General features: G+C 43.9%; 24 protein-coding genes. 22 read left to right on the top strand and 2 right to left on the bottom strand.

Annotated features, from left to right (window positions below; genetic code table 11):
- Positions 1-384: 384 nt before the first annotated feature.
- Positions 385-1,716, bottom strand: coding sequence for a CoA-disulfide reductase (locus tag KOL94_RS15665; protein WP_221567315.1), 1,332 nt, complete (start codon positions 1,714-1,716; stop codon positions 385-387).
- Positions 1,717-1,843: 127 nt separating this feature from the next.
- Here KOL94_RS15665 and KOL94_RS15660 point away from each other — a divergent pair, with 127 nt between their 5' ends.
- From KOL94_RS15660 to KOL94_RS15635, 6 genes are all read left to right on the top strand, one after another.
- Complete coding sequence (locus tag KOL94_RS15660) at positions 1,844-2,173, top strand: hypothetical protein (protein ID WP_221567314.1); 330 nt, start codon at positions 1,844-1,846, stop codon at positions 2,171-2,173.
- 265 nt (positions 2,174-2,438) lie between these two features.
- Entirely contained in the window at positions 2,439-3,509 is a 1,071-nt protein-coding gene (gene prfA / locus KOL94_RS15655) for a peptide chain release factor 1 (RefSeq protein ID WP_221567758.1), read from the top strand.
- 8 nt (positions 3,510-3,517) lie between these two features.
- Entirely contained in the window at positions 3,518-4,375 is an 858-nt protein-coding gene (prmC, locus tag KOL94_RS15650) for a peptide chain release factor N(5)-glutamine methyltransferase (RefSeq protein WP_221567757.1), read from the top strand.
- Positions 4,376-4,968: 593 nt separating this feature from the next.
- Positions 4,969-5,613, top strand: a complete 645-nt coding sequence (spoIIR, locus tag KOL94_RS15645) for a stage II sporulation protein R (protein ID WP_221567313.1) — start codon at positions 4,969-4,971, stop codon at positions 5,611-5,613.
- Positions 5,614-5,812: 199 nt separating this feature from the next.
- Complete coding sequence (locus tag KOL94_RS15640; RefSeq protein ID WP_221567312.1) at positions 5,813-6,256, top strand: GNAT family N-acetyltransferase; 444 nt, start codon at positions 5,813-5,815, stop codon at positions 6,254-6,256.
- Between the two features lie 101 nt (positions 6,257-6,357).
- Positions 6,358-7,410: an L-threonylcarbamoyladenylate synthase gene (locus tag KOL94_RS15635; protein WP_221567756.1), complete on the top strand. Its 1,053-nt coding sequence runs from the start codon at positions 6,358-6,360 to the stop codon at positions 7,408-7,410.
- 116 nt (positions 7,411-7,526) lie between these two features.
- Here the strand turns inward: KOL94_RS15635 and KOL94_RS15630 are convergent, their stop codons facing one another.
- The gene (locus tag KOL94_RS15630; RefSeq protein WP_221567311.1) at positions 7,527-9,737 is read right to left on the bottom strand and encodes a PAS domain-containing sensor histidine kinase; all 2,211 of its coding nucleotides are present in this window, start codon (positions 9,735-9,737) and stop codon (positions 7,527-7,529) included.
- Between the two features lie 190 nt (positions 9,738-9,927).
- Here KOL94_RS15630 and KOL94_RS15625 point away from each other — a divergent pair, with 190 nt between their 5' ends.
- From KOL94_RS15625 to atpD, 16 genes are all read left to right on the top strand, one after another.
- On the top strand, positions 9,928-10,518 hold the full coding sequence (locus KOL94_RS15625; RefSeq protein ID WP_221567310.1) for a manganese efflux pump MntP: 591 nt from the start codon (positions 9,928-9,930) through the stop codon (positions 10,516-10,518).
- A 493-nt stretch (positions 10,519-11,011) separates the two neighbouring features.
- Positions 11,012-11,605 carry a low molecular weight protein arginine phosphatase gene (locus KOL94_RS15620; RefSeq protein WP_221567309.1) on the top strand — a complete coding sequence of 198 codons (594 nt, stop codon included), beginning with the start codon at positions 11,012-11,014 and terminating at the stop codon, positions 11,603-11,605.
- A gap of 114 nt (positions 11,606-11,719) precedes the next feature.
- Complete coding sequence (gene rpiB, locus KOL94_RS15615; RefSeq protein WP_221567308.1) at positions 11,720-12,163, top strand: ribose 5-phosphate isomerase B; 444 nt, start codon at positions 11,720-11,722, stop codon at positions 12,161-12,163.
- Between the two features lie 49 nt (positions 12,164-12,212).
- The gene (locus tag KOL94_RS15610; protein WP_221567307.1) at positions 12,213-12,785 is read left to right on the top strand and encodes a TIGR01440 family protein; all 573 of its coding nucleotides are present in this window, start codon (positions 12,213-12,215) and stop codon (positions 12,783-12,785) included.
- A 5-nt stretch (positions 12,786-12,790) separates the two neighbouring features.
- On the top strand, positions 12,791-12,916 hold the full coding sequence (locus KOL94_RS25320; RefSeq protein ID WP_260412341.1) for a hypothetical protein: 126 nt from the start codon (positions 12,791-12,793) through the stop codon (positions 12,914-12,916).
- Between the two features lie 190 nt (positions 12,917-13,106).
- Positions 13,107-14,342, top strand: a complete 1,236-nt coding sequence (gene glyA / locus KOL94_RS15605) for a serine hydroxymethyltransferase (RefSeq protein ID WP_221567306.1) — start codon at positions 13,107-13,109, stop codon at positions 14,340-14,342.
- 485 nt (positions 14,343-14,827) lie between these two features.
- Positions 14,828-15,457: a uracil phosphoribosyltransferase gene (upp, locus tag KOL94_RS15600; protein WP_221567305.1), complete on the top strand. Its 630-nt coding sequence runs from the start codon at positions 14,828-14,830 to the stop codon at positions 15,455-15,457.
- 260 nt (positions 15,458-15,717) lie between these two features.
- Complete coding sequence (locus tag KOL94_RS15595; RefSeq protein ID WP_221567304.1) at positions 15,718-15,945, top strand: AtpZ/AtpI family protein; 228 nt, start codon at positions 15,718-15,720, stop codon at positions 15,943-15,945.
- The gene (locus tag KOL94_RS15590; protein ID WP_221567303.1) at positions 15,942-16,316 is read left to right on the top strand and encodes an ATP synthase subunit I; all 375 of its coding nucleotides are present in this window, start codon (positions 15,942-15,944) and stop codon (positions 16,314-16,316) included. Before KOL94_RS15595 ends, KOL94_RS15590 begins: the two co-directional genes overlap by 4 nt.
- Positions 16,317-16,341: 25 nt before the next feature.
- Positions 16,342-17,052 (top strand): F0F1 ATP synthase subunit A, encoded by a 711-nt coding sequence (atpB, locus tag KOL94_RS15585; RefSeq protein ID WP_221567755.1) that lies wholly within the window; start codon positions 16,342-16,344, stop codon positions 17,050-17,052.
- Between the two features lie 322 nt (positions 17,053-17,374).
- Positions 17,375-17,590: a F0F1 ATP synthase subunit C gene (gene atpE / locus KOL94_RS15580; protein ID WP_221567302.1), complete on the top strand. Its 216-nt coding sequence runs from the start codon at positions 17,375-17,377 to the stop codon at positions 17,588-17,590.
- A 110-nt stretch (positions 17,591-17,700) separates the two neighbouring features.
- Positions 17,701-18,216 carry a F0F1 ATP synthase subunit B gene (gene atpF, locus KOL94_RS15575; protein ID WP_260412468.1) on the top strand — a complete coding sequence of 172 codons (516 nt, stop codon included), beginning with the start codon at positions 17,701-17,703 and terminating at the stop codon, positions 18,214-18,216.
- Positions 18,213-18,761, top strand: coding sequence for a F0F1 ATP synthase subunit delta (locus KOL94_RS15570; protein ID WP_221567300.1), 549 nt, complete (start codon positions 18,213-18,215; stop codon positions 18,759-18,761). Before atpF ends, KOL94_RS15570 begins: the two co-directional genes overlap by 4 nt.
- Before the next feature lie 25 nt (positions 18,762-18,786).
- Complete coding sequence (atpA, locus tag KOL94_RS15565) at positions 18,787-20,295, top strand: F0F1 ATP synthase subunit alpha (RefSeq protein ID WP_221567299.1); 1,509 nt, start codon at positions 18,787-18,789, stop codon at positions 20,293-20,295.
- A gap of 82 nt (positions 20,296-20,377) precedes the next feature.
- Complete coding sequence (gene atpG, locus KOL94_RS15560; protein ID WP_221567298.1) at positions 20,378-21,238, top strand: ATP synthase F1 subunit gamma; 861 nt, start codon at positions 20,378-20,380, stop codon at positions 21,236-21,238.
- A gap of 62 nt (positions 21,239-21,300) precedes the next feature.
- A complete protein-coding gene (gene atpD / locus KOL94_RS15555) occupies positions 21,301-22,704 on the top strand; it encodes a F0F1 ATP synthase subunit beta (protein WP_221567297.1) in 1,404 nt (467 codons plus the stop codon).
- Positions 22,705-22,712: the final 8 nt, after the last annotated feature.

Genomic DNA, 22,712 nt, shown 5'->3' with positions numbered 1-22,712 from the left:
TGGTTTGAGCACTCCCATCTTCTTATAAAAGGGCGGCCATTTTGTGGTCGGCCCTTCATTTATTCGGATAGGGAAACTATTCTACGGATGAGCGGTGTACTACAGTCATCCACAACAGCGATGAAGATAAAGCTAATGGACACCAGAGCTCTTATTTGGCTAAAAGGCACTGGATTCATAATGATTTTTCGAAAATAACGTCTCTCGTGTCCGCTAAAGTTTTTGGAATAAGGTCTTTTAGGCAAGCAGTCCAACCCAAAACTGTCCTCTGCCCAAGTGAGCTACTATGAACTCACCGTTTCACTCCCAAGTTGTCAGCAAAAAATCAATAAAAAGAGAACTGACGAGTAGCCAGTCCTCTCCGCTCCAAATCATTTAATCACATCACTTTGCTCTTCTCGCGGCTTGTTGGATTGGATCCCAAACCCCGTTGTATGGTGGTGCATAACTTAGGTCCAGATCCTCGAGATCATGCAGCGACATTTTATGGAACAGTGCCATCGCAAGGACATCAACTCGTTTATCGACACCATGCTTTCCGATGAACTGACCGCCGATGATCCTTTGATTTTCTGTATTGTACAACAGTTTTACATGAAGTTTTTCAGCTCCTGGATAATAACCCGCTATATCTTTCGCTTCTGTTACGACCGTATCGTAAGGTATGTTCAAAGCCTTTGCTTCCCGCTCAGAAACGCCTGTCCTGCCTAGAGTCAGATCCATGAACTTGATTACGGACGTCCCGAGGATTCCTTCGAATGCCTTCGGTTTATTAATCATGTTCAAACCAGCGATCCGGCCTTGTTTATTGGCGGTCGTACCGAGAGGAATATGATCGTTCAAGCGTTTGATCCGATGGTAATGGGTAGCGCAATCACCAGCAGAATAAACATCCTCTACGTTCGTTTTCATATAAGCATCCACAATGACCGCGCCATTTTCATTCAAATGTACAAGTGTATCCTTCAGGAAATCCGTATTCGGTTTTACACCTACCGCAACCAGTACTAAATCCGACGCATATTCATTTTTATCCGTAATGACAGACTTCACATGTCCTTCGCCTTGAAAACCTTCTACCTGTTCACTGAAACAAAGCTCAATGCTATGCTTTTCAGCTTCTTCATGGATATGCCTCGCCATGTCCTCATCGAAAATTTTCGCCAATTGTTCATTCCGCTCAATCATCCGGACCTTTTTTCCAAGATGGACAAAGCTCTCAGCCATTTCAAGACCGATGTAACCCCCTCCGATGATGGTCACCTGTTTTACAGCATGATCAAGATCTGCCATGATTTTTTTTGCATCGGGAATCGTTTTGAGTGTATGGACACCGTCCAAGTCCTTCCCATACCAATCAGGAATAATCGGACGCACACCAGTCGCGACAAGCAAGCGGTCATACGTATATGTAAAAGTCTCACCCGATTCCGTATGACGGCCGCTTACGTTTTTTTCATCTGTATCGACTTTTGTCACTTCATGATGGATTTTCGCGTCTATTCCATATTTTTCGCGGAATGTCTCCACATCTCGCGCAATCAAATCCTCAGCTTCGGGAATTTGGCCGCTGATCACATAGGGAAGACCGCACTGTCCGTAAGAATAGATATCTCCTTTTTCAAGTGTGATCACTTCTGGATTTGAAGCGTTACGGACAATCTGCATTGCGGCACTCATGCCAGCAGCATCTCCTCCGATAATGACGTATTTCATTTATAAACCGACTCCTTTTTTTGAAAAAATTCCTACTACTAGTATGTGTATTACAATCTTCTTTCACTATAACACTCATGAAAGCGCATAAGCTGTCGAATCTTACAGGATGAAAGGGGTTTTTTACATGTTATACATAGATTCTAATGGACTGGAATGGGGCGGTGCCGAACCGGAGAACATACAGGCATTACTAAAGCGCTTGGGGTCGGAACCACTCGATCCGATTTATGAAAGTATGGGGAACTTCATCGTATCTTATCAACCAAGCAGATGGACAAGTGAGAACAAGCGCTTTGAAGGATGCACACACTTTTTCGGACATTTTGCCACTTCATCCCACGTTTTCAGTATCATAACAGATGAAAAGGTTGTTATCGAATCACTCACCGCAGCAATCCGGATGAACCAATGCCGATCTGATTATGAACGGCTTAAATATAACGCAAAAATGTAAATCCGATAAATACATTCATTCCCTCTACATAAATGTTTTAATCTGGAAATCCAGAGTTGATTCCTTCTAAACTGTTCTTTGACCTCCTATGAGACGTATACTATAATGTTAATGTTAAGCAACTTTTTGCAACTGGGATTCCTTTTGCTTAAAGTCAGTACGGTAAAAAAAGACGTTGACTTCGTTCATACGGGTTCGACCGTTCGGATTTTACCAACCTGATGAAAATCGGGAACGTAATACGATGATTGGGATGGTGAGCAGTATGTTAGAACGATTGAGATCAATCGAAGAACGATACGAAAAATTGAATGAGTTATTGAGTGACCCGGAAGTCATCAGTGATTCGAAAAAACTCCGCGAATACTCGAAAGAACAATCCGACCTTGAAGATACAGTGACAGCTTATCGTAAATATAAAGAAGTGTCTGAAGAGCTTGAAGGTGCCGAACAGATGCTTGAAGAAAAGCTCGATGCCGAAATGCGTGAAATGGTAAAAATGGAGCTTTCCGAGCTGAAAGAGCATCATGAAGAACTTGAACAGGAGCTGAAGGTTCTCTTATTGCCAAAAGACCCGAACGATGACAAGAACGTTATCATTGAAGTTCGTGGTGCGGCTGGTGGAGATGAAGCAGCTTTATTCGCTTCCGACCTTTACCGGATGTACAGCCGTTATGCTGAAATCCAGGGCTGGAAAACGGAGATTATTGAAGCGAGCTATACTGAACTCGGCGGTTATAAAGAGGTCATCTTCATGGTGAACGGGGCAGGCGCTTACTCCAAGCTAAAATACGAGAATGGTGCACACCGTGTTCAACGTGTCCCATCCACAGAGTCTGGCGGACGGATCCATACTTCTACAGCAACAGTAGCCGTTTTACCTGAAGCAGAGGAAGTTGAAGTCGATATCCATGAAAAAGACATCCGTGTCGATACGTTCACATCAAGCGGACCAGGCGGCCAAAGCGTCAACACGACGATGTCAGCCGTTCGTTTGACACACGTACCAACTGGAATCGTCGTTTCATGTCAGGACGAGAAATCTCAGATCAAAAACAAAGAAAAAGCGATGAAAGTATTGCGCGCACGTATTTATGATAAATTCCAACAAGAGGCGATGGATGAATATGCGGCGAACAGGAAGTCTGCAGTCGGAACGGGCGACCGCTCCGAACGGATCCGCACATACAACTTTCCGCAAAACCGTGTGACGGACCACCGTATCGGATTGACGATTCAAAAACTCGATCAGATTTTACAAGGGAAAATCGATGAGTTCATCGAAGCATTGATTCTTGAAGAACAGACCAGTGCGATGAAACAGGCGGAAGCATAATGAGCAGAATGAATGTGATCGGGGCCCTCAAATGGGCTTCTTCTTTTTTAGACGAAAAAGGCAGAGAACCGAATGCGGCGGAATGGCTTCTCTGTCATATTCTCGGTGCGCGGCGCAGTGAAATGCTCTCTTCGTTGGAACGTGTTTTGACTGAAGAGGAAGAGCAGCAATTTTCCGATTATGTAAAAAAGCATGCGGAAGGGACTCCGGTCCAATACATCACAAAAACAGAAGAGTTTTACGGAAGGCCTTTTACGGTCAGCCCTGAGGTCTTGATTCCGAGACCTGAAACCGAAGAGCTTGTACTGGCGGTTCTTGAACGTATTCAGAAGCACTTTCCGGAACGGGACGAGCTCAATGTGGTAGATATCGGCACAGGGAGTGGTATCATTGCGATCACCTTGAAGCTTGAACGTCCAGACTTCAACGTGACGGGCGTGGATATCGCAGAAGAATCAATACAGGTTGCACGTGAAAATGCCCGTATTCTTGGAGCGGATGTCCGTTGGATGCAAGGAGACTTGTTCCAACCATTTTTAGTGTCTCGTGAGCGTTTCGACGTCATCGTGTCGAACCCGCCATATATACCGGAGGCAGATATCCAGACACTTTCCTCGATTGTAAAAGATTATGAACCGATCCGAGCACTGGTCGGCGGGGCAGATGGCTATCAGTTTTATAAAAAGATGATCGATACGCTGCCCGATGTTCTTGAAGAACGTGGACTGATCGCATTCGAGGTCGGCTATGATCAAGGGATAACGGTCGCCTCATTGTTACGGGAAACGTTCGGGGATCAGATCGAGACGGAAATCCTCACAGATATCAATGGAAAAGAGCGGATCGTCATCGGTGTGGTAGACTGACTGAAAAGCTTTTTGACAGGCTGCGGTTTAATATTTTGAAGGCCGGAAAATGAGGATATTTTAACACCATTCCATTAGAATTGTGAAAAACAGCAACCATTACTAAAAGAGCCTAAGAGAAACATTCATTATTACGAAATTACGAAATTTGCGACTTTAAGAGTAAGGCTCTGTTATAAGCCTTTGTTGTTTGTAAGCGAAATTCGCGACACTCCTGCGGGAAAAGCGATCCAGGCGAGACCCCGCAGCGAGGAACTCGTGAGGAGGCTCGCGGAAGTAGGTTAATGCAAAGAAGTAATGTCTAGCTCAACGACTAGTCACTTGGATCACTTCAAACTTCCTACGGCATGTCGACACATTGATTGACATCCTTATGAGTCGGCGGACGCAGAACCAAGTCTTTGTTTGGTTTGAGCCTCCTCGTCAGTTTTCCAGCGACCTTCGTGACTAATCGAGTCGCTTCCGCTTTTCGTTTGCCCGCGGAAAGGGAGTGGGTTTCGCAGGAAGTAATTCATATAAAAATTAAATAGATTACTAGTATAAATCATCCGTTTGTCGTCCACACTATCTACCAGAAAGGGTGTGGGTGAGAAATGAAACGGAAATCAATTGTTATCATACTATTATCATTAATTTTATTGGTTGTATTCTATGAAACTCAAATTAAGGTTGCGAATGCGTCATTCAATAATGTACCTGAGCAAGTGATTCCAGACGAGTCAATTCGTCTACGGATTCTCGCTAACAGTGACTCGCAAGCCGACCAAGAATTAAAAAGAACCATACGTGACAGAGTGAACGAGGAAATCACGAACTGGGTATTCGGCATCGATTCGATCGATGAAGCAAGAAAGATCATCAAAAGTGAGTTGCCATCCATCACACAAATCGTTCAACAGGCACTTTCTAATAAAGGGATCGATGAAACGTTTTCTGTAAAATTCGGAACTGTGCCATTCCCGACCAAGCTTTATGGGGATCTAGTCTATCCAGCTGGGGATTATGAAGCTGTCTTGATTTCAATCGGAGAGGCGACAGGTGCAAACTGGTGGTGTGTATTGTTCCCGCCGTTGTGTTTCCTCGACTTCGACAATGGGGATGCCGTTCAAAGTGATGAAAATCCGCAAGAGTCTGCAGAGACAGTCCAGAACACTACTGAGGAAGAACCTGAAGTGAAATTCTTCGTTTTCGAACTCATTGAAAATCTATTTGGAGCAGTCGGGAATCTATTCACATAGAATGATAGATTCCCTCTTTCCTTTTAAGACATAAGGCTGTTTTTACGTCCTATTAAAGGTTCATATTGAAAAGGCTTAGCCAAGACCTAAGGCTTTGCCAAGTTTTTCTTTAAAAAGATAACAAGTCTCATAAAAGATGGGATATTCTCTTCTCTCCGCTCATAGAATAGAGTAGAATTGCTAGAAAGGAGAGGGTGAGATGTTATCGTTTCGTCCAGCTGAAACGAATGATGCCCCATCTATAAAAAAGTTTGTTGCACAGGCCGGCCTATCGAATGAGGGAATCGAAGAATGTATCCAAACGTTCATCATCCTTGAAACCGACAAAAAGAAAATGGCAGGTACGGTAGGACTAGAACGATTCGGGGAAAGCGGTTTGATCCGTTCGCTTGTTTTGGACAAGGAGTATTCATCAGAAGAACTGCTGCTTCGTCTGTTGACAGCCATCATCAGGCTCGCCGATCAACAGGGGATAAAAACCGTCTATTTGTTGACAAAAGTGACCTCGATTTTCTATACGTTAGGATTCATGGAGGTTCCATATGGCAAGGTGCCAGAAAGCCTCCTGGAAAGTGCTCATTTGCAACAGTACGATAAAGACCAGATTGCAATAATGAAACACAGCCTTACTGATACACAATAGTTATCCACAGCATTGTCCACAGACCCGGATTGCTTGTGGGTAGATTGTGAAAACCCAAGTATAATCTACAGTTTAAAGGAGTACTTACCCACATGGAACAGTTGATAACTACAAAATGGAATGTGGAAAATGTGGATAATATTAAAGAACATCCAGCAATAAAGGAAGCGGCAATGTGGATAAGAGAAGGGGAGGTTATCGCCTTTCCAACTGAAACTGTCTATGGCCTTGGAGCGGATGCTTGTTCTAACAAAGCCATTGAAAAAATCTTCGAAGCTAAAGGTCGTCCGAGCGACAATCCACTGATTGTACACATTGCGAATAAAGATCAGTTGTCGCAGGCTGCTTCTTCATGGAATGAAACGGCAGAGCGACTGATGGACCGGTTTTGGCCAGGCCCTCTCACGATCATTTTACCGAAAATTGATCGTATTGCTGAACGTACGACTGCCGGTTTAGCAAGTGTCGGCGTGCGGATGCCGGACCATCCCGTTGCACTTGCCTTGATCGAAGCGAGTGGTTTGCCTCTTGCGGCTCCTAGCGCAAACCGATCAGGCAAACCGAGTCCGACGATAGGCGAGCATGTTTATCAGGATTTGAATGGGCGGATCAAAGGGATCATTGATGGAGGTGCGACCGGTGTTGGTTTAGAGTCGACTGTCGTTGAAGTAACTGGGGAAAGGGTGACGATCTTACGCCCTGGCGGCATTACGAAAGCTCAGCTCGAAACAGTTGTCAGTGATGTGAAATGGGATCGCGCCCTTTTGGAAACGCACCAGGTCCCGAAATCTCCTGGGATGAAATATACCCATTACGCACCAGATGCCCCGTTGTACTTAATAGATGGGAACACAGTCTTTTTCCAGTCTCAAATTGAAGAATTTCAACGGGAAGGAAAGAAGGTTGGTGTGCTTGTCAGTGAGGAATTGGCGAGTCAGCTTCAAGCCGATGAAGTTAAAATCTTAGGCTCCTCCTTACAAGTAGAAGGGGTCGCACAAAAGTTGTATCACCAGCTCCGGGCGTTTGACGAAACGGAAGTCGATGTGATTTTAGGAGAAACGTATCCGATTGAAGGCATGGGAGAAGCCCTTATGAATCGTCTTTTAAAAGCAGCCGGTAATCGGGTGATTGCAGAAAACAACGAACGGGACTGACCTAATGAAGGTCAATCCCGTTTTTTTAGGACTGAATTTTGTGTTTTTTACGGCCAAACGACAACGTTCTGCTAAATTCGCGCCACCTTCCCCCTCGAAACCCAAACCTATCCTGCTCAATCCCGTGGCAAGGTGACACTAACTTTTGTCCCTTTATCCACCTCACTTTCGATCGCGATTGAACCGTTATGGTTTTCAATGATCTTATTACAAATCATCATGCCAAGGCCGGTTCCTTTTTCCTTCGTTGTGTAAAAAGGCTCGCCGATGCTTGCCAGCTTTTTTTCTGGAATTCCGCAGCCTTCATCGATAAACGAAATTGTGACGGTATCCTCATTACAGATTGCTCTGATCATTAATAAGCCACCGCTTGATTCCATCGACTCGATTCCGTTTTTCATAAGATTGATGAAGACCTGTTTCATCTGGTCGGCTTCGCAATTCACATTCAAAACCGAATCGAAATCCAGCAGGAATTGGATGTTATAAAGATTCGCTTGTGCTTCCAACAATGAAGTCGCTTCTTTTAATATTTTTGAGAGATCATTTGGTTTAACGTTGCGAGGTTGTGGTTTCGCTAGCATCATGAACTCCCCGACGATCGTGTTGATACGGTCAAGCTCAGACAGCATGATGTCATAGTATTCGAGATTTTCATCACCAGAATTCGCCTTCAGCAGATGGGTGAATCCTTTTAATGAGGTGAGTGGATTCCTGATTTCATGGGCGATACCTGCTGCAAGTTCTCCAAGGACGGCCAGTTTTTCCGACTTCCTCAGAAAATCCTCCGTTTGTTTCCGTTCAGTTATATCACGTGAAATCGTTACGAATGATTCGACTTCATTCTGATAATTGAGGACAACTGTCCCATAACACTCCAATACGACCCAATTCCCGTCTGCATTTTTTACACGGAATTCGATTTTTGAAGAATCCTTCGTCTCCTTCATGTTGACGATCGATTGTATGACAGAAGACAAATCGTCCGGATGGATGACATTCGTCCACTCCATATTTTTAAACCGTCCGGCTTCATAGCCAAGAATCGTAGCATGAGAAGGAGAAGAGTACAAAATTTGCCCACTTGGATGGAAAACATTGATGAGATCCATCGTATGTTCCGTGATGATCCGGTAGTGTTCATTTTGTTTCCGCAAGGCGTCTTGTGCTATTCTCTGCTTGTTGATATCTCTTGAGATTGCGGAATACCCGATGATATTTCCTTCTTCATCTTCTAATGGAGAAAGCGTCACACTAGCGTAAAAATTCGCCCCATCCTTGGTGGCCCGTGTCGTTTCTACCCCGGAATAGTTTTTACCTTTTTTCACTTCATCCAGGATTTTGGCATACTCATTTTTGTAATCGTCAGGAATATAAGGCACCTTTTTTCCAATTAACTCTTCCGCCTTCCAGCCATAAAACCTTTCGAAGGTCGGATTCGCATTGACAAGGCAATCATCCATATCAAAAATCGCGATTGAATCGGCCGAATGGTAGATCATTGACGACAGTCGGTCCCTCAATAGATGGATTTCTTTTTCACGTTTCTTTTGTCTTGTTATATCATGTACAATTCCATAGATGCTATGGACATTATTATCCATGACAATCGGGATGTTGGTCACTTGAACGTTGACACGGTGTCCATCTTTATGGAAGACGACCGTTTCAAAATCCATGACTTCACCGCTGTTTGCTTTTCGGAAATACTCAGTAGCATTATCTCTTTCTTCTGGAACGATAAGTGGCATGAAGTGAGCATTGATCATCTCATTCTCTTCATAGCCGCAAATGGAGAGGACCGCTGGATTGACAAATAGAAACCTCCCATCCTTGTTAAGGGTGAAAATTCCGTCTGGATGATACTTGAAAAGCGTACGGAAGTAGTATTCACGCTCCCTCAATCGTTGTTCAATCTGCTTTTTCTTGCTGATATCAAAACAGAAACCCTGTAGTTGCTTTACGTTCCCTTTACTGTCGTAGATTGGAGAAACTGCTCCGATGTATGGTATCCCATTCAATCGATCTTCGTATGTAACAGCATTGCCTTCCCAGGCGCGGTCATATGAAATGATTCTTTTAAGCGTATGGTCAGTTGGTAAGCATTCATCGAGTTCTTTTCCTTTTATATCAGAAACCTCGAATCCGAACTTCCTCAACAAATTTCCCTGGCAATTGACAAACTTGTAGCTTGATTGTGATTTTTCGACGATGAACATCATGCTGTCCTGTACCTGATCCTTAAACTCCAATTCCTCAGCTCTTGTTAAGATAGAATCGCTTTTATCATTCTGATCATTAGAGATATTTGGATAAAAAGAGTTCATGCTGATCCTCCGCCTTTTTATTTAATCTGGGAGAGTGAATACAAAACAACAATCCCCATCCATCAACAAATCGGAACATTAAAACCGAAATTATTCGTCCTTCGTATAAATTCACTATTAATTCCAATTCTCCTTCGTCAAAACTCGATTTTCCCCTATCCATGTAAGAAATGTCTAATCCGAAGTAGACATGCATAAGGTGAAGTATGGACAAAGGGGGAGGGCGACTGTGACTACTGGACTCTTAGATGAATTGATCACACTTATCATCATGGCGATAGCCTTAGGTATGGATGCGTTTTCGATGGGACTAGGGATGGGAATGATCACACTCCGAATTCGCCAGATTTGCAAGATCGGCCTTTTGATCGGACTATTTCATATGATTATGCCTTTATTAGGGATGACAATAGGAAAACAGCTTACCCTGCATTTTGGCAATCTTGCCACATGGATCGGCGGGGGGCTTTTAATTCTCCTTGGCATTCAGATGATCATTTCCTCTTTACGTACGTCGGATGAACCGTTCATCACTCCTAAAGGATTCGGTATATGGCTTTTTTCGTTAAGTGTGAGTTTAGATAGTTTTTCAGTCGGGCTTAGCCTCGGTATTTTTGGGGCAAAAGTGATCTTGACGATCCTTTTGTTCGGAATCATCAGCATGGGCTTGACCTGGATCGGTTTGCTGATCGGCCGGAAAACGCAAAAATGGTTCGGGTCCTACAGTGAGGCTTTAGGTGGATGCATCCTTCTGTCCTTCGGGTTGAAGCTGATCTTTTAAATAGATGGCTTTTTTATATACCTTATTTTTGATTTTTGCGAAATTCACTCCCTTTCCGCGGGCTAATGAAAAGCGGAAGCGACCGGTTAGGCACGTAGGTCACTGGAAGACTGACGAGGAGGCTCGAACCAAACAAAGACTTGGTTCTGCGTGGGCTAACTCATAAGGATGTCAATCAATGTGTTGCCGCCGCAGGAAGTTTGAAGTGATCCAAGTGCCTGGTCGCTGAGCTAGACATCACTTCACTGAATTAACCTACTTTCGCTCGCTTTTCCTGCAGGAGTGTCGCAAATTTCGCTTCAATTAAACTTAGTCAGAAATCAACAATATTATTAACAAAGCCCAATAGATAAAAAATGCAATGCGGGTTCTTTTTGACTGGACTCGTTTTTGGTGTACGGAACCGAAACATTGAACCTGCTCCATGCATTCTATAAAATAAGAGTTATAAACATGGTGTTGAACTGCCAAGCTAGCAATAGGAGGCATTTGGATGAATATATTATTCGTATGTACTGGAAACACCTGCCGCAGTCCGATGGCAGAAGCGTTGTTGCGACATTATTCCAAGGGGAAGATCGAGGTCCAGTCCGCAGGGATCTATGCAGCTTATGGAAGTCCCGCAAGTTTACAATCCATTGAGGTTTTAAAAGATGAAGGCATCCTGTACAATCATAAATCTCAACCTCTGACAGAAGATTTGGTAGAATGGGCGGACTTGATTTTGACGATGACCACACAGCATAAACAAGCGATCATCTCTCAATTCCCCTCTAAATTGAAGAACGTGCATACGATTAGAGAACACGTCTCCGATCATAAAGAAACGCTCGACAAATTGGATGAGGTATACGACAAAATCGAACAGTTGAGAGTTCAAATCTACGAAACAGATGATGGTAATGATGCTGAAAAACAGGCGCTGTTCACTAAAATACAGGACCTTATTACTGAAGCTGAAAGACTTGAACAATCCATGCCAGTCATGGATGTTTCCGATCCGTTCGGTGGCCCGAAGGAATTATATTGTCAAACGTTTAAAGAATTGGACGAACTTGTACGGAAATTGACTGAAAAATATAGTTGAAAAAGCATTCAAAACCTGAGATAAACAAGATAAGGGAAAACAGTCATGTTGAAAGAGAACACACATCCCCTTACAATGAACACAAACATCATTATACTGGAGGATCTTACTACAATGAAAGTTGCAATCGGAAGTGACCATGCAGGTTACAAAATCAAAGAAGATATAAAAGATGTCATGGATGAATTGAACATCCAATACGAAGATGTAGGATGTAATTGTGAAGATTCGGTCGATTATCCTGATTACGCAGTCCCGGTAGCAGAAAAGGTAGCAAATGGAGAAGTTGACAGAGGCATCTTGATCTGCGGGACAGGAATCGGTATGTCAATCACAGCGAATAAAGTGGATGGCGTCCGTTGTGCGCTTGTACATGACTTGTTCAGTGCAAAAGTTACAAGACTTCACAATGACTCGAATGTACTTGCGATGGGCGAACGGATCATTGGTCCAGGAGTAGCAAAGGAAATTGCGAAAGTCTGGCTCCAAACAGAATTTGAAGGTGGCCGCCACGAACGGCGCGTCAATAAAATGATGGAAGTTGAATCGAAGGCTTAAGGCTTACAACGCTTTTAACCACAATCGGGGAAAAGAAAGGAAGATTGGAATGGACGAATCACTGTATGAGGTTCAACCCCAAGTTGTCGAAGCCCTGGAGGAACTGGACAAAGCGATCCCGCTTTCTTCAAATCAACTATTGGTCGTAGGAGCAAGTACGAGCGAAGTGGTGGGAGAAGCGATTGGAACGTCCGGTACGATGGATGTTGCACATCAGCTTTTTGAAGGCGTAATCGAGTTTCAAGAAAGGACGAATGTCAATATCGCTTTCCAATGCTGTGAGCATCTGAACCGGGCATTGGTGATGGAACGTCAAGCAGCGTTAGAACGAGGATATGAACCTGTGACTGTGGTTCCGGTCCGGTCAGCTGGTGGTGCATTGCCGACCTATGCCTTCCATCACTTGAAAGATCCCGTTATCGTCGAGCATATTAAAGCCGATGCTGGGATTGATATCGGTGACACATTCATCGGGATGCACTTGAAGCATGTTGCAGTACCAGTTCGATCTTCCGTAAAATCGATCGGCCATGCCCACGTGACACTCGCGCGTACCCGTCCGAAACTGATCGGCGGAGAAAGGGCAGTTTATCCAGCTAAAGAAGAAATTTCGTATAAATAGGGATGATGATCAATGAGGTTGATCGCGGCAAGTTGCTGCAGTCAGCCTTTTTTGCTTTGGTCGTTTTCAAATCGTTTGTTGCAAGCCTGAAGTATGAAATTTTGAAAATAAATCTGAAAAATCCTGAATAAATCTAAAAATTCATATTTATGTTAAAAACAATCTGATGTCACGTACGTGTATCTTTGTAAACCCTTTCAATTACAATCCTATGAAATTTCAGAGAAATAGCCCGTTTAGCGTTACGTGACGTTAGCAATAATGATAAAATGTAATCATTGTTTTTAAAAATAGTGTAGAGGTCAGTAAAGGAGTGGAACCATGGATCAACTTAAGAGTCAAGATGCAGTTGTTTTCGATGCGATCCAGGATGAATTGGGTCGTCAGCGCGATAAAATAGAATTGATTGCATCTGAAAACTTTGTCAGCAAAGCTGTAATGGAAGCTCAAGGATCTGTTCTTACTAACAAATATGCAGAGGGTTACCCGGGCCGTAGGTATTACGGTGGCTGTGAGCATGTCGATGTCGTGGAAAACCTTGCAAGAGACCGTGCGAAAGAGCTTTTCGGTGCGGAACACGTTAATGTCCAACCGCATTCAGGAGCGCAAGCGAACATGGCGGTTTATTTCACCATCCTGGAGCAAGGCGACACAGTGCTTGGGATGAACCTATCTCACGGAGGACATCTGACACACGGAAGTCCGGTCAACTTCAGCGGTATCCAATACAATTTCGTCGAGTACGGTGTAGATGAAGAAACACATACAATTCAGTACGACAAGGTGCTGGAATTAGCCAAGGAACATAAGCCGAAGCTGATCGTTGCCGGTGCTAGTGCTTATCCGCGTGAAATCGATTTTAAAAAGTTCAGAGAGATCGCAGATGAAGTCGGTGCATACTTAATGGTGGACATGGCTCATATTGCTGGCCTTGTAGCGACAGGTCATCACCCGAATCCTGTACCGCATTCACACTTCGTGACGACTACCACACATAAGACCTTACGTGGACCACGTGGCGGGATGATTTTATGTAAAGAAGAATTTGCGAAGAAAATCGATAAATCGATCTTCCCAGGAATCCAGGGTGGTCCGCTCATGCACGTGATCGCTGCAAAGGCGGTTGCTTTCGGGGAAGCACTTAAAGACGATTTCAAAACATATTCTCAAAATGTGATCGATAATGCACGTTTGCTTGGAGAAGCTTTGAATGAAGAAGGCCTATCGCTTGTTTCAGGTGGAACGGATAATCACTTGTTGCTTGTCGATGTCCGTAATATGGACGTAACAGGGAAGGTGGCAGAGCGTGCCCTTGATGATATCGGAATCACTGCCAATAAAAACACGATTCCGTTTGATCCCGAAAGTCCATTCGTGACGAGTGGTCTCCGTATTGGAACAGCGGCAGTCACATCAAGAGGTTTCGGGGCAGAAGATATGAAGGAGATCGCCTCCATCATCGCCCTTGTCCTTCGCAACCCAGAGGATGAAGAAACAAAAACTGCTGCCAAAGAGCGTGTGGAGAGACTTTCTTCTAAATACGCGTTATACAAATAAAAATGGTTCAATGGGAGGGCGGCGGTTTACCGGCCGCCTTCTTTTTCAATACAAATCGCTTTTGTAGATAATTTCAAATTTTTGGAAGTTGACCCCGGATTTTTGTAGATAATCCATTTCTTCTATTCTTATCATTAACTTTTTCAAGCCATTTTGATGAAAACGTGACCTTCGCTACGTCTTTTCCTTCTATAAACGCCTTTATCTTAAAACCCAACCCAAAAGTGGACCTGAGTAGGCCGTTTTTGCCAATAGTGTCTCACCTTGGAGACCGTAACCCAGGTCATCCACTTATACACTTACCTCGAATTTCTACTCAATTGGTACTGTTTTTGTTTCAGGTATGATTTTCCTGACGAATCGTGTTGAACTTGCCACCTTTTTTCTGTACAATTTGCGAGAGGCAAAAAACCTTGAGAGGAGTTGCAAAGACTAAGTTTTGAGACAACTCTAATTTTACATAAACTAATAAGGAGAGATGATGAATGAGTAAAGTACACGTTCTTGAACATCCGTTGATCCAACACAAGATTACTTATATCCGTGATGAATCAACCGGAACGAAAGAATTCCGTGAGCTTGTCGATGAAGTTGCAGCCCTCATGGCGTTCGAAATCACGAGGGAACTTCCCCTGCAAGAGGTAACGGTGAAAACACCGGTTTCTGAAGCGAAGGCATACACGATTGCGGGTAAGAAGCTAGGCTTGGTGCCGATTCTTCGTGCAGGTTTAGGGATGGTTGATGGAATCCTGAAGTTGATCCCTGCCGCAAAGGTCGGGCATGTCGGATTATATCGTGATCCGGAAACGTTACAGCCTGTAGAGTATTATGTGAAGCTTCCTAGCGATATTGAAGAACGTGAACTCATCGTAATCGATCCTATGCTTGCTACTGGGGGTTCTGCTGTTGCAGCGATCAACTCCTTGAAAAAGCGCGGTTCCCAGAACATCAAGCTGATGTGTCTGATTGCTGCACCTGAAGGAGTAAAAATGGTTCAAGAAGCCCATCCAGATGTCGATATTTACCTTGGGGCAATGGATGAATACTTGAACGAAAAAGGATATATCGTTCCAGGACTTGGAGATGCAGGAGACCGATTGTTCGGCACAAAATAAATGGATAATCATCAGGTGAAAAAAGGTTCAAAAAGTGTTCAAATCTTACCATGATTTTCGCTTGTAACACAATTGACATGTACTAGTGGCTATAGTATTCTTACAAAGGATGTATGATAAGGTTTTCATACCTACTATATCTACATTCTCGCAACTTTTAAATCTCGTCTATTACTCCGGCTTATGCCCAAAATTTTTTTGCGTATAAGTTCTCATCTTAAACCTCAAAACCAAGCCATTTTACAAAGGAGTGCGATAAGATGCGCACTGGTAAACGTTCACCTCTCCACTCGATGGCATTGATGTCCGGTATTCTCTCCCAATTAGTAGGGTCGATACTTGTCGGCATTTTCGGTGGCATGTGGTTGGATCGTAGTTTGGATACAGCTCCGTTCTTGATGATCATCGGACTGTTCATTGGTTTAGCAGCAGGAGTATACGGGATGATCAAGTTAATTCAGCGCTATTTTGGAGAAGAGGACCAATGACAGAGAACCTCTCGACGTACAACAACGCGTTCCGACGGTATATAAAATACAGTCTATATCTGCTATCAATTTGTGTATTAGGCTGGGGTTTTACGAGCTACAAGCAAGTATTCCTCGGATTGGTGCTGGGGATAGCCGTGAGTATGTACAATGTATGGTCAATGCACCGTAGGATCGATCGCGTTGGACAAGCTGTGACCGAAGGAACAAAGGTAAAAACGATGGGATCTCTTTCAAGATTGATGACAGCTGGACTGGCTGTATTGATCGCCACTCGTTTTCCTGAATACTTCAACTTGATTGCAGTAGTAGTAGGTTTACTCATGATATACCTAATCATGTTGATAGATTTTTATTTTGCTTCTAAATGAATTTTGGGGAAGAGAGGTGAAAGAATTGAATCATGGAGCGCCTACGTTTGACTTATTTGGATTAACCTTCAACACTTCCAATGTAATGATGATTACAATTGCATCCGTAATTGTGTTCATAATTGGTGTACTCGGTTCACGGAGCTTACAGATGCGGCCAACCGGAATGCAGAACTTCATGGAATGGCTCATCGATTTCGTAAAAGGAATCATCAACAGCACGATGGACTGGAAAACAGGTGGACGCTTCCTGACGCTAGGATTGACGATTATCATGTACATATTCGTCTCCAATATGCTCGGACTTCCATTTGCGATCGCAATCGGCGATGATCTCTGGTGGAAATCACCAACAGCTGATCCAACGATCACATTGACACTTGCCATCATGGTTGTGGTACTCACGCACTTCTACGCTATCAAAGTAAAAGGAGCAAAATCATACGGCAGTGATTTCTTCAAGCCGATGAAATTCATGTTCCCGCTTAAAATCATAGAAGAATTCGCAAACACGTTGACGCTCGGTCTTCGTCTTTACGGAAACATCTATGCAGGTGAAGTATTGCTGGGATTACTTGCAGCAGCAGGTACTGCCGGGATCCTCTCAGGAATCTTGTCCTTTGTGCCGATGCTCGTATGGCAAGGATTCAGTGTCTTTGTCGGAACCATCCAGGCATTCATCTTTACAATGCTGACTATGGTTTATATGGCTCACAAGGTCAGTGACGAACACTAGGATGTTTAAACTGCAACGAATGATAAACGGCGTATTTCCGACGCACAGGACGTGCTAGTACTGCCGTTGTCACAGGATGTGACGTATTTAGGCAGTGATTGTTACGCCGCGAACTACTTGTTTCTGATCCGTCACATTTTAAACACTTATTAAAATGAAGTTTTAAAATGTAACGAATGATTTCGAAATGGACCATAGTATAGCGTCATATGACATCATAAGTGATGTACTGAACAAACATGCAAGTCTTTGATTCTAGGAATAAGCCCATTTATGGGAAGAAATTATAAACTAATCTATATTTCTCAAGGAGGAAATTTAAATGAATTTAATCGCAGCTGCAATTGCAGTAGGTCTAGCGGCAATTGGTGCCGGTGTAGGTAACGGTCTTATCGTAGGACGTACAGTAGAAGGGATCGCTCGTCAACCAGAATTACGCGGAACTCTTCAAACAACAATGTTTATCGGTATCGCATTAGTTGAGGCACTTCCAATCATCGGTGTCGTTATCGCGTTCATCGTACTTGGCGGCGAATAATCAATAACTTTCTGTAGCGTTACCCTGTAGTTTTCATAATGGCGAAGTTCTATGTGGACCTCGCCATTCCTTATGTATGACCTATGAAGGGAGGAACCGCTGTGCAATTCTTGAATCCAGACAGTCTAATTTTGGGTGCGGGTGGTTTTTTTGCCGGCGATATATTATATCAGTTACTAGCGTTTATCGTTTTATTATTCTTGCTGCGTAAATATGCTTGGGGTCCATTGATGGGCATCATGAAAAAACGTGAACAGCATATCGCAAGTGAAATAAATGAAGCTGAAACAAGCCGTAAGGAAGCTCAAGCTTACCTGAAGGAACAAACTGAGGCTTTGAAAGAAGCACGTAAAGAAGCACAAGCACTGATCGAATCAGCTAAAAAGCAAGGTGAGCAACAAGGTGAGAGCATTCTTCAAGCTGCACGTGAAGAAGCTGTTCGTATGAAGGAATCAGCTCTATCTGAAATCGAACGTGAAAAAGAACAAGCTGTACAAACGTTGCGTGATGAAGTGGCAACATTGTCTGTTCAAATCGCGTCTAAGGTGATCGCCAAGGAACTGGATGAGAAGTCCCAGGAAAAACTTGTTGATGATTATCTTAAAGAGGTAGGCGAAGGTCGATGAGTAAGGACAAAGAAGTCGTAGCAAAACGTTACGCCGCTGCTCTTTTCGAAGTCGTACGGGAGCAAAATGCACTCGATAAGGTCGAAAAAGAGCTTGTCAGCGTAAAAACCGTCATCCAAGAGAATGATCAATTACTTACGATCCTGAATCATCCTAAGATTTCAATCGATGACAAGAAAGCATTATTATCAAAAGTATTTGGCAATCAACTATCTGAACCTGTCCACAATACACTTTTATTGATGGTCGACCGTAAACGTGAAGCTTTGATTCCGAGCATGGTCGAACAATATATCCAATTGGCAAATGAAGAACGTGGTGTAGCAGATGCTACTGTCTATTCCGTTCGCATTTTGACTGATGAAGAACAACAAGCGATTTCCAAAACGTTCGCTGAGCGTCTTAACGTAAAAGAGCTTCGTGTTGAAAATGTAATCGACCAGGATCTTGTCGGTGGAATCAAAGTCAAGATCGGTAATCGTATTTTCGACGGAAGCGTCAGTGGTAAGTTGAACCGAATTCAACGTCAATTAGTCTCCAAGTGAGACGAGTACGATAGGGGTGAAATTCATGAGCATTAAAGCGGAAGAAATTAGTTCGCTGATCAAACAACAAATTGAAAACTATTCTTCTGAAATAGAAGTAAGTGATGTAGGTACCGTTATTCAAGTTGGGGACGGTATCGCACGTGTCCATGGATTAGACAATGTCATGGCTGGTGAGCTCGTTGAATTCTCCAATGGTGTAATGGGTATGGCCCAAAACCTTGAGGAAAACAACGTCGGTATCATCATCCTTGGACCATACGTCGATATCCGTGAAGGAGATGAAGTCAAGCGTACAGGCCGTATCATGGAGGTACCTGTAGGTGAAGAACTTCTTGGACGTGTTGTCAACTCTCTTGGACAACCCGTTGATGGGAAAGGTGCGATCGAAACATCAAGAACACGTCCGATCGAAAGTCCGGCACCAGGGGTTATGGATCGTAAATCAGTACACGAGCCGCTTCAAACAGGAATCAAAGCAATCGACTCATTGATTCCAATCGGACGTGGACAGCGTGAGTTGATCATCGGTGACCGTCAAACAGGTAAGACAGCGATCGCGATCGATACGATCATCAACCAAAAAGACGAAGATATGATTTGTATCTACGTTGCAATCGGACAAAAAGAATCAACAGTTGCAGGTGTTGTTGAAACACTTCGTGAGCACGGAGCACTTGATTACACGATCGTCGTAACGGCGAGTGCGTCACAACCAGCTCCACTTCTTTACCTTGCTCCATATGCTGGGGTAACAATGGGTGAAGACTTCATGTACAACGGTAAGCACGTCCTTGTCATTTATGATGACCTTTCGAAGCAAGCTGCTGCATACCGTGAACTGTCACTACTACTTCGTCGTCCTCCAGGCCGTGAAGCATTCCCAGGGGATGTATTCTACCTTCACTCTCGTTTACTAGAGCGTGCAGCGAAGTTGAGTGATGCTAAGGGCGGCGGTTCATTGACTGCACTTCCATTCATTGAAACGCAAGCGGGTGACGTTTCGGCTTATATCCCGACTAACGTTATCTCGATCACTGACGGACAGATCTTCTTACAATCAGATCTATTCTTCTCAGGAGTGCGTCCAGCAGTTAACGCAGGTCTTTCTGTATCCCGTGTTGGGGGATCCGCACAGGTTAAAGCAATGCGTAAAGTTTCAGGTACACTGCGTCTTGACTTGGCATCTTACCGTGAGCTTGAAGCATTCGCTCAATTCGGGTCGGATCTTGATAAAGCAACTCAGGCAAAATTGAACCGTGGTGCTCGTACTGTTGAAGTATTGAAACAAGGTTTGCACAAGCCACTTGCTGTTGATAAGCAGGTTGCCAGCCTTTATGCGCTTACAAAAGGTTTCTTGGATGACATTCCAGTCGAAGACATCCAACGGTTCGAGGAAGAATTCCACACTTGGCTAGACCATAACCGTAAGGAATTGCTTGCTGGAATCCGTAAAACTGGAAATCTTCCTGAAGACGAAGATATGGGTAGCGCGATTAACGAATTCAAGAAAACATTTGTTGTATCAGAGTAATCTTAGCGACATCCCGTTTTCTTTCGGATCATAATGGGACGGAACCCAAGTCTTCGTCCCTTTAATAAAGGTGGTGAAACGAGTGGCATCGTTACGTGATATTCAAACAAGAATCAACTCTACGAAAAAGACCAAACAAATCACGAAGGCAATGGAGATGGTTTCAGCAGCGAAATTGAACCGTGCTGAAAACAATGCAAAATCCTTCGTAACTTATATGAATAAGATTCAGGAGGTTGTCTCAAGTATTGCGAGTGGCAGTTCGAATGCACGTCATCCAATGCTCCAAAGCCGACCTGTCAAAAAGACTGGTTACCTTGTAATCACTGCTGATAAAGGCCTCGCAGGTCCATATAACAGCAGCGTCCTACGTCATGTCTACCGTACGATTCAGGAACGACATAATTCGAAGGACGAATATACAGTAATCGTTGTCGGTAAAGTCGGTTTGAGTTTCTTCAAGAACCGGAACATGCCAGTTGAAGACAGCATCGTAGGTCTTGCCGATCAACCAGAATTTGCTGATATCAAAGAGATCGCGAGTCAAGCTGTACAGAAATTCGCTGATGAAGTTTACGATGAATTGTATATGTATTACAACCACTATGTGAGTGCGATCCAGCAGGACCTCACAGAAAAGAAGTTGTTGCCACTTACGGATATCGGTGGAGAAGAGAAAGCGAAAAGTTCCTATGAATATGAGCCATCTGAAGAAGAAATTCTTGAAGACCTTCTTCCTCAGTATGCAGAAAGCTTGATTTATGGTGCTTTACTAGATGCAAAGGCTAGTGAACATGCTTCTCGTATGACTGCAATGAAGAGTGCAACTGATAATGCAGATGAAATTATCGGTAGCCTTTCACTTTCATACAACCGAGCTCGTCAGGCCGCAATCACTCAAGAAATCACTGAGATTGTCGGTGGAGCAGCAGCACTTGAATAGACCAATAGACCTTAGGGTCAGAAACATATAGCATCCTCAAAAGGACGTTAGGAGGGAAAAACATGAACAAAGGACGTATCACTCAAGTCATGGGTCCGGTTGTCGACGTACAGTTCGAGAGCGGGAACCTGCCTGAGATTTATAATGCACTTAAAGTTCAAAGCACTGAGGGAGAAAAGTCAATCGATTTGACTCTCGAAGTTTCACTTCACCTTGGTGATGATACTGTTCGTACCGTCGCGATGGCTTCCACCGACGGACTCGTTAGAGGAACGGAAGCAGTAGATACTGGATCACCGATCGCGGTACCAGTCGGTGACGTAACATTAGGTCGTGTTTTCAACGTACTAGGTGAAAAGATTGACCTTGATGAGGAGCTTCAACCAGGCATCCAACGTGACCCGATTCACCGTGAAGCACCGAAATTCGATGAACTTACAACGAAAACGGAGATTCTTGAAACAGGAATCAAAGTCGTTGACCTTCTTGCACCATACGTAAAAGGTGGTAAGATCGGGTTGTTCGGAGGAGCAGGAGTAGGGAAGACGGTATTGATCCAGGAGCTTATCAACAACATCGCACAAGAACACGGTGGTATTTCCGTTTTCGCAGGTGTTGGAGAGCGTACTCGTGAAGGAAACGACCTTTACTACGAAATGAAAGACTCCGGAGTAATCAACAAGACAGCGATGGTATTCGGTCAGATGAACGAACCACCAGGAGCTCGTCAACGTGTTGCATTGACTGGATTGACAATGGCGGAGTACTTCCGTGATGAGCAAGGACAAGACGTATTGTTCTTCATCGATAACATTTTCCGTTTCACACAAGCAGGTTCTGAGGTTTCTGCCCTATTAGGACGTATGCCTTCAGCGGTTGGTTACCAGCCGACACTCGCTACTGAAATGGGTCAATTGCAAGAACGTATCACATCGACGAAGAAAGGTTCTGTAACGTCGATCCAGGCGATCTACGTACCTGCCGATGACTACACTGACCCAGCACCAGCAACAACGTTCGCTCACTTGGATGCAACGACGAACCTTGAGCGTAAGCTTTCTGAAATGGGTATCTACCCTGCGGTTGACCCACTTGCTTCAACTTCTCGTGCACTTGCACCGGAAATCGTTGGAGAAGAGCACTACAATGTGGCTCGACAAGTACAACAGACGCTTCAACGTTACAAGGAACTTCAAGACATCATCGCGATCCTTGGTATGGATGAGTTGAGTGACGAAGACAAATTGACAGTATCCCGTGCTCGTCGTATTCAGTTCTTCTTATCTCAAAACTTCCACGTTGCCGAACAGTTCACAGGTCAAAAAGGTTCATATGTACCTGTAAAGGAAACGATCGAAGGATTCAAACAAATCCTTGAAGGTAAGCATGACGATATCCCTGAGGACGCATTCCGTCTTGTTGGAAGAATTGAAGAAGTACTTGAAAAAGCTAAACAAATGGCATAAATGATCTG

Origin of the sequence: Alkalihalobacillus sp. TS-13, from assembly GCF_019720915.1 — a bacterium.
In the GTDB taxonomy this organism is placed as follows: domain Bacteria; phylum Bacillota; class Bacilli; order Bacillales; family Fictibacillaceae; genus Pseudalkalibacillus.
Note: the sequence above shows the minus strand (reverse complement) of the source record. Positions and strands in the feature narration are given on the sequence as shown.

Bases quoted from the DNA above. Each gene is read 5' to 3' on its own strand.
- atpE (WP_221567302.1), top strand. From the start codon at position 17,375: ATGAATTTAATCGCAGCTGCAATTGCAGTAGGTCTAGCGGCAATTGGT.
- upp (WP_221567305.1), top strand. From the start codon at position 14,828: ATGAGTAAAGTACACGTTCTTGAACATCCGTTGATCCAACACAAGATT.
- KOL94_RS15570 (WP_221567300.1), top strand. From the start codon at position 18,213: ATGAGTAAGGACAAAGAAGTCGTAGCAAAACGTTACGCCGCTGCTCTT.
- KOL94_RS15630 (WP_221567311.1), bottom strand. From the start codon at position 9,737: ATGAACTCTTTTTATCCAAATATCTCTAATGATCAGAATGATAAAAGC.
- KOL94_RS15640 (WP_221567312.1), top strand. From the start codon at position 5,813: ATGTTATCGTTTCGTCCAGCTGAAACGAATGATGCCCCATCTATAAAA.
- prfA (WP_221567758.1), top strand. From the start codon at position 2,439: ATGTTAGAACGATTGAGATCAATCGAAGAACGATACGAAAAATTGAAT.
- KOL94_RS15610 (WP_221567307.1), top strand. From the start codon at position 12,213: ATGGACGAATCACTGTATGAGGTTCAACCCCAAGTTGTCGAAGCCCTG.
- atpD (WP_221567297.1), top strand. From the start codon at position 21,301: ATGAACAAAGGACGTATCACTCAAGTCATGGGTCCGGTTGTCGACGTA.
- spoIIR (WP_221567313.1), top strand. From the start codon at position 4,969: ATGAAACGGAAATCAATTGTTATCATACTATTATCATTAATTTTATTG.
- atpA (WP_221567299.1), top strand. From the start codon at position 18,787: ATGAGCATTAAAGCGGAAGAAATTAGTTCGCTGATCAAACAACAAATT.
- KOL94_RS15595 (WP_221567304.1), top strand. From the start codon at position 15,718: ATGCGCACTGGTAAACGTTCACCTCTCCACTCGATGGCATTGATGTCC.
- KOL94_RS25320 (WP_260412341.1), top strand. From the start codon at position 12,791: ATGATCAATGAGGTTGATCGCGGCAAGTTGCTGCAGTCAGCCTTTTTT.
- KOL94_RS15625 (WP_221567310.1), top strand. From the start codon at position 9,928: ATGCATAAGGTGAAGTATGGACAAAGGGGGAGGGCGACTGTGACTACT.
- prmC (WP_221567757.1), top strand. From the start codon at position 3,518: ATGAATGTGATCGGGGCCCTCAAATGGGCTTCTTCTTTTTTAGACGAA.
- KOL94_RS15590 (WP_221567303.1), top strand. From the start codon at position 15,942: ATGACAGAGAACCTCTCGACGTACAACAACGCGTTCCGACGGTATATA.
- KOL94_RS15620 (WP_221567309.1), top strand. From the start codon at position 11,012: ATGAATATATTATTCGTATGTACTGGAAACACCTGCCGCAGTCCGATG.
- glyA (WP_221567306.1), top strand. From the start codon at position 13,107: ATGGATCAACTTAAGAGTCAAGATGCAGTTGTTTTCGATGCGATCCAG.
- KOL94_RS15660 (WP_221567314.1), top strand. From the start codon at position 1,844: ATGTTATACATAGATTCTAATGGACTGGAATGGGGCGGTGCCGAACCG.
- KOL94_RS15665 (WP_221567315.1), bottom strand. From the start codon at position 1,716: ATGAAATACGTCATTATCGGAGGAGATGCTGCTGGCATGAGTGCCGCA.
- rpiB (WP_221567308.1), top strand. From the start codon at position 11,720: ATGAAAGTTGCAATCGGAAGTGACCATGCAGGTTACAAAATCAAAGAA.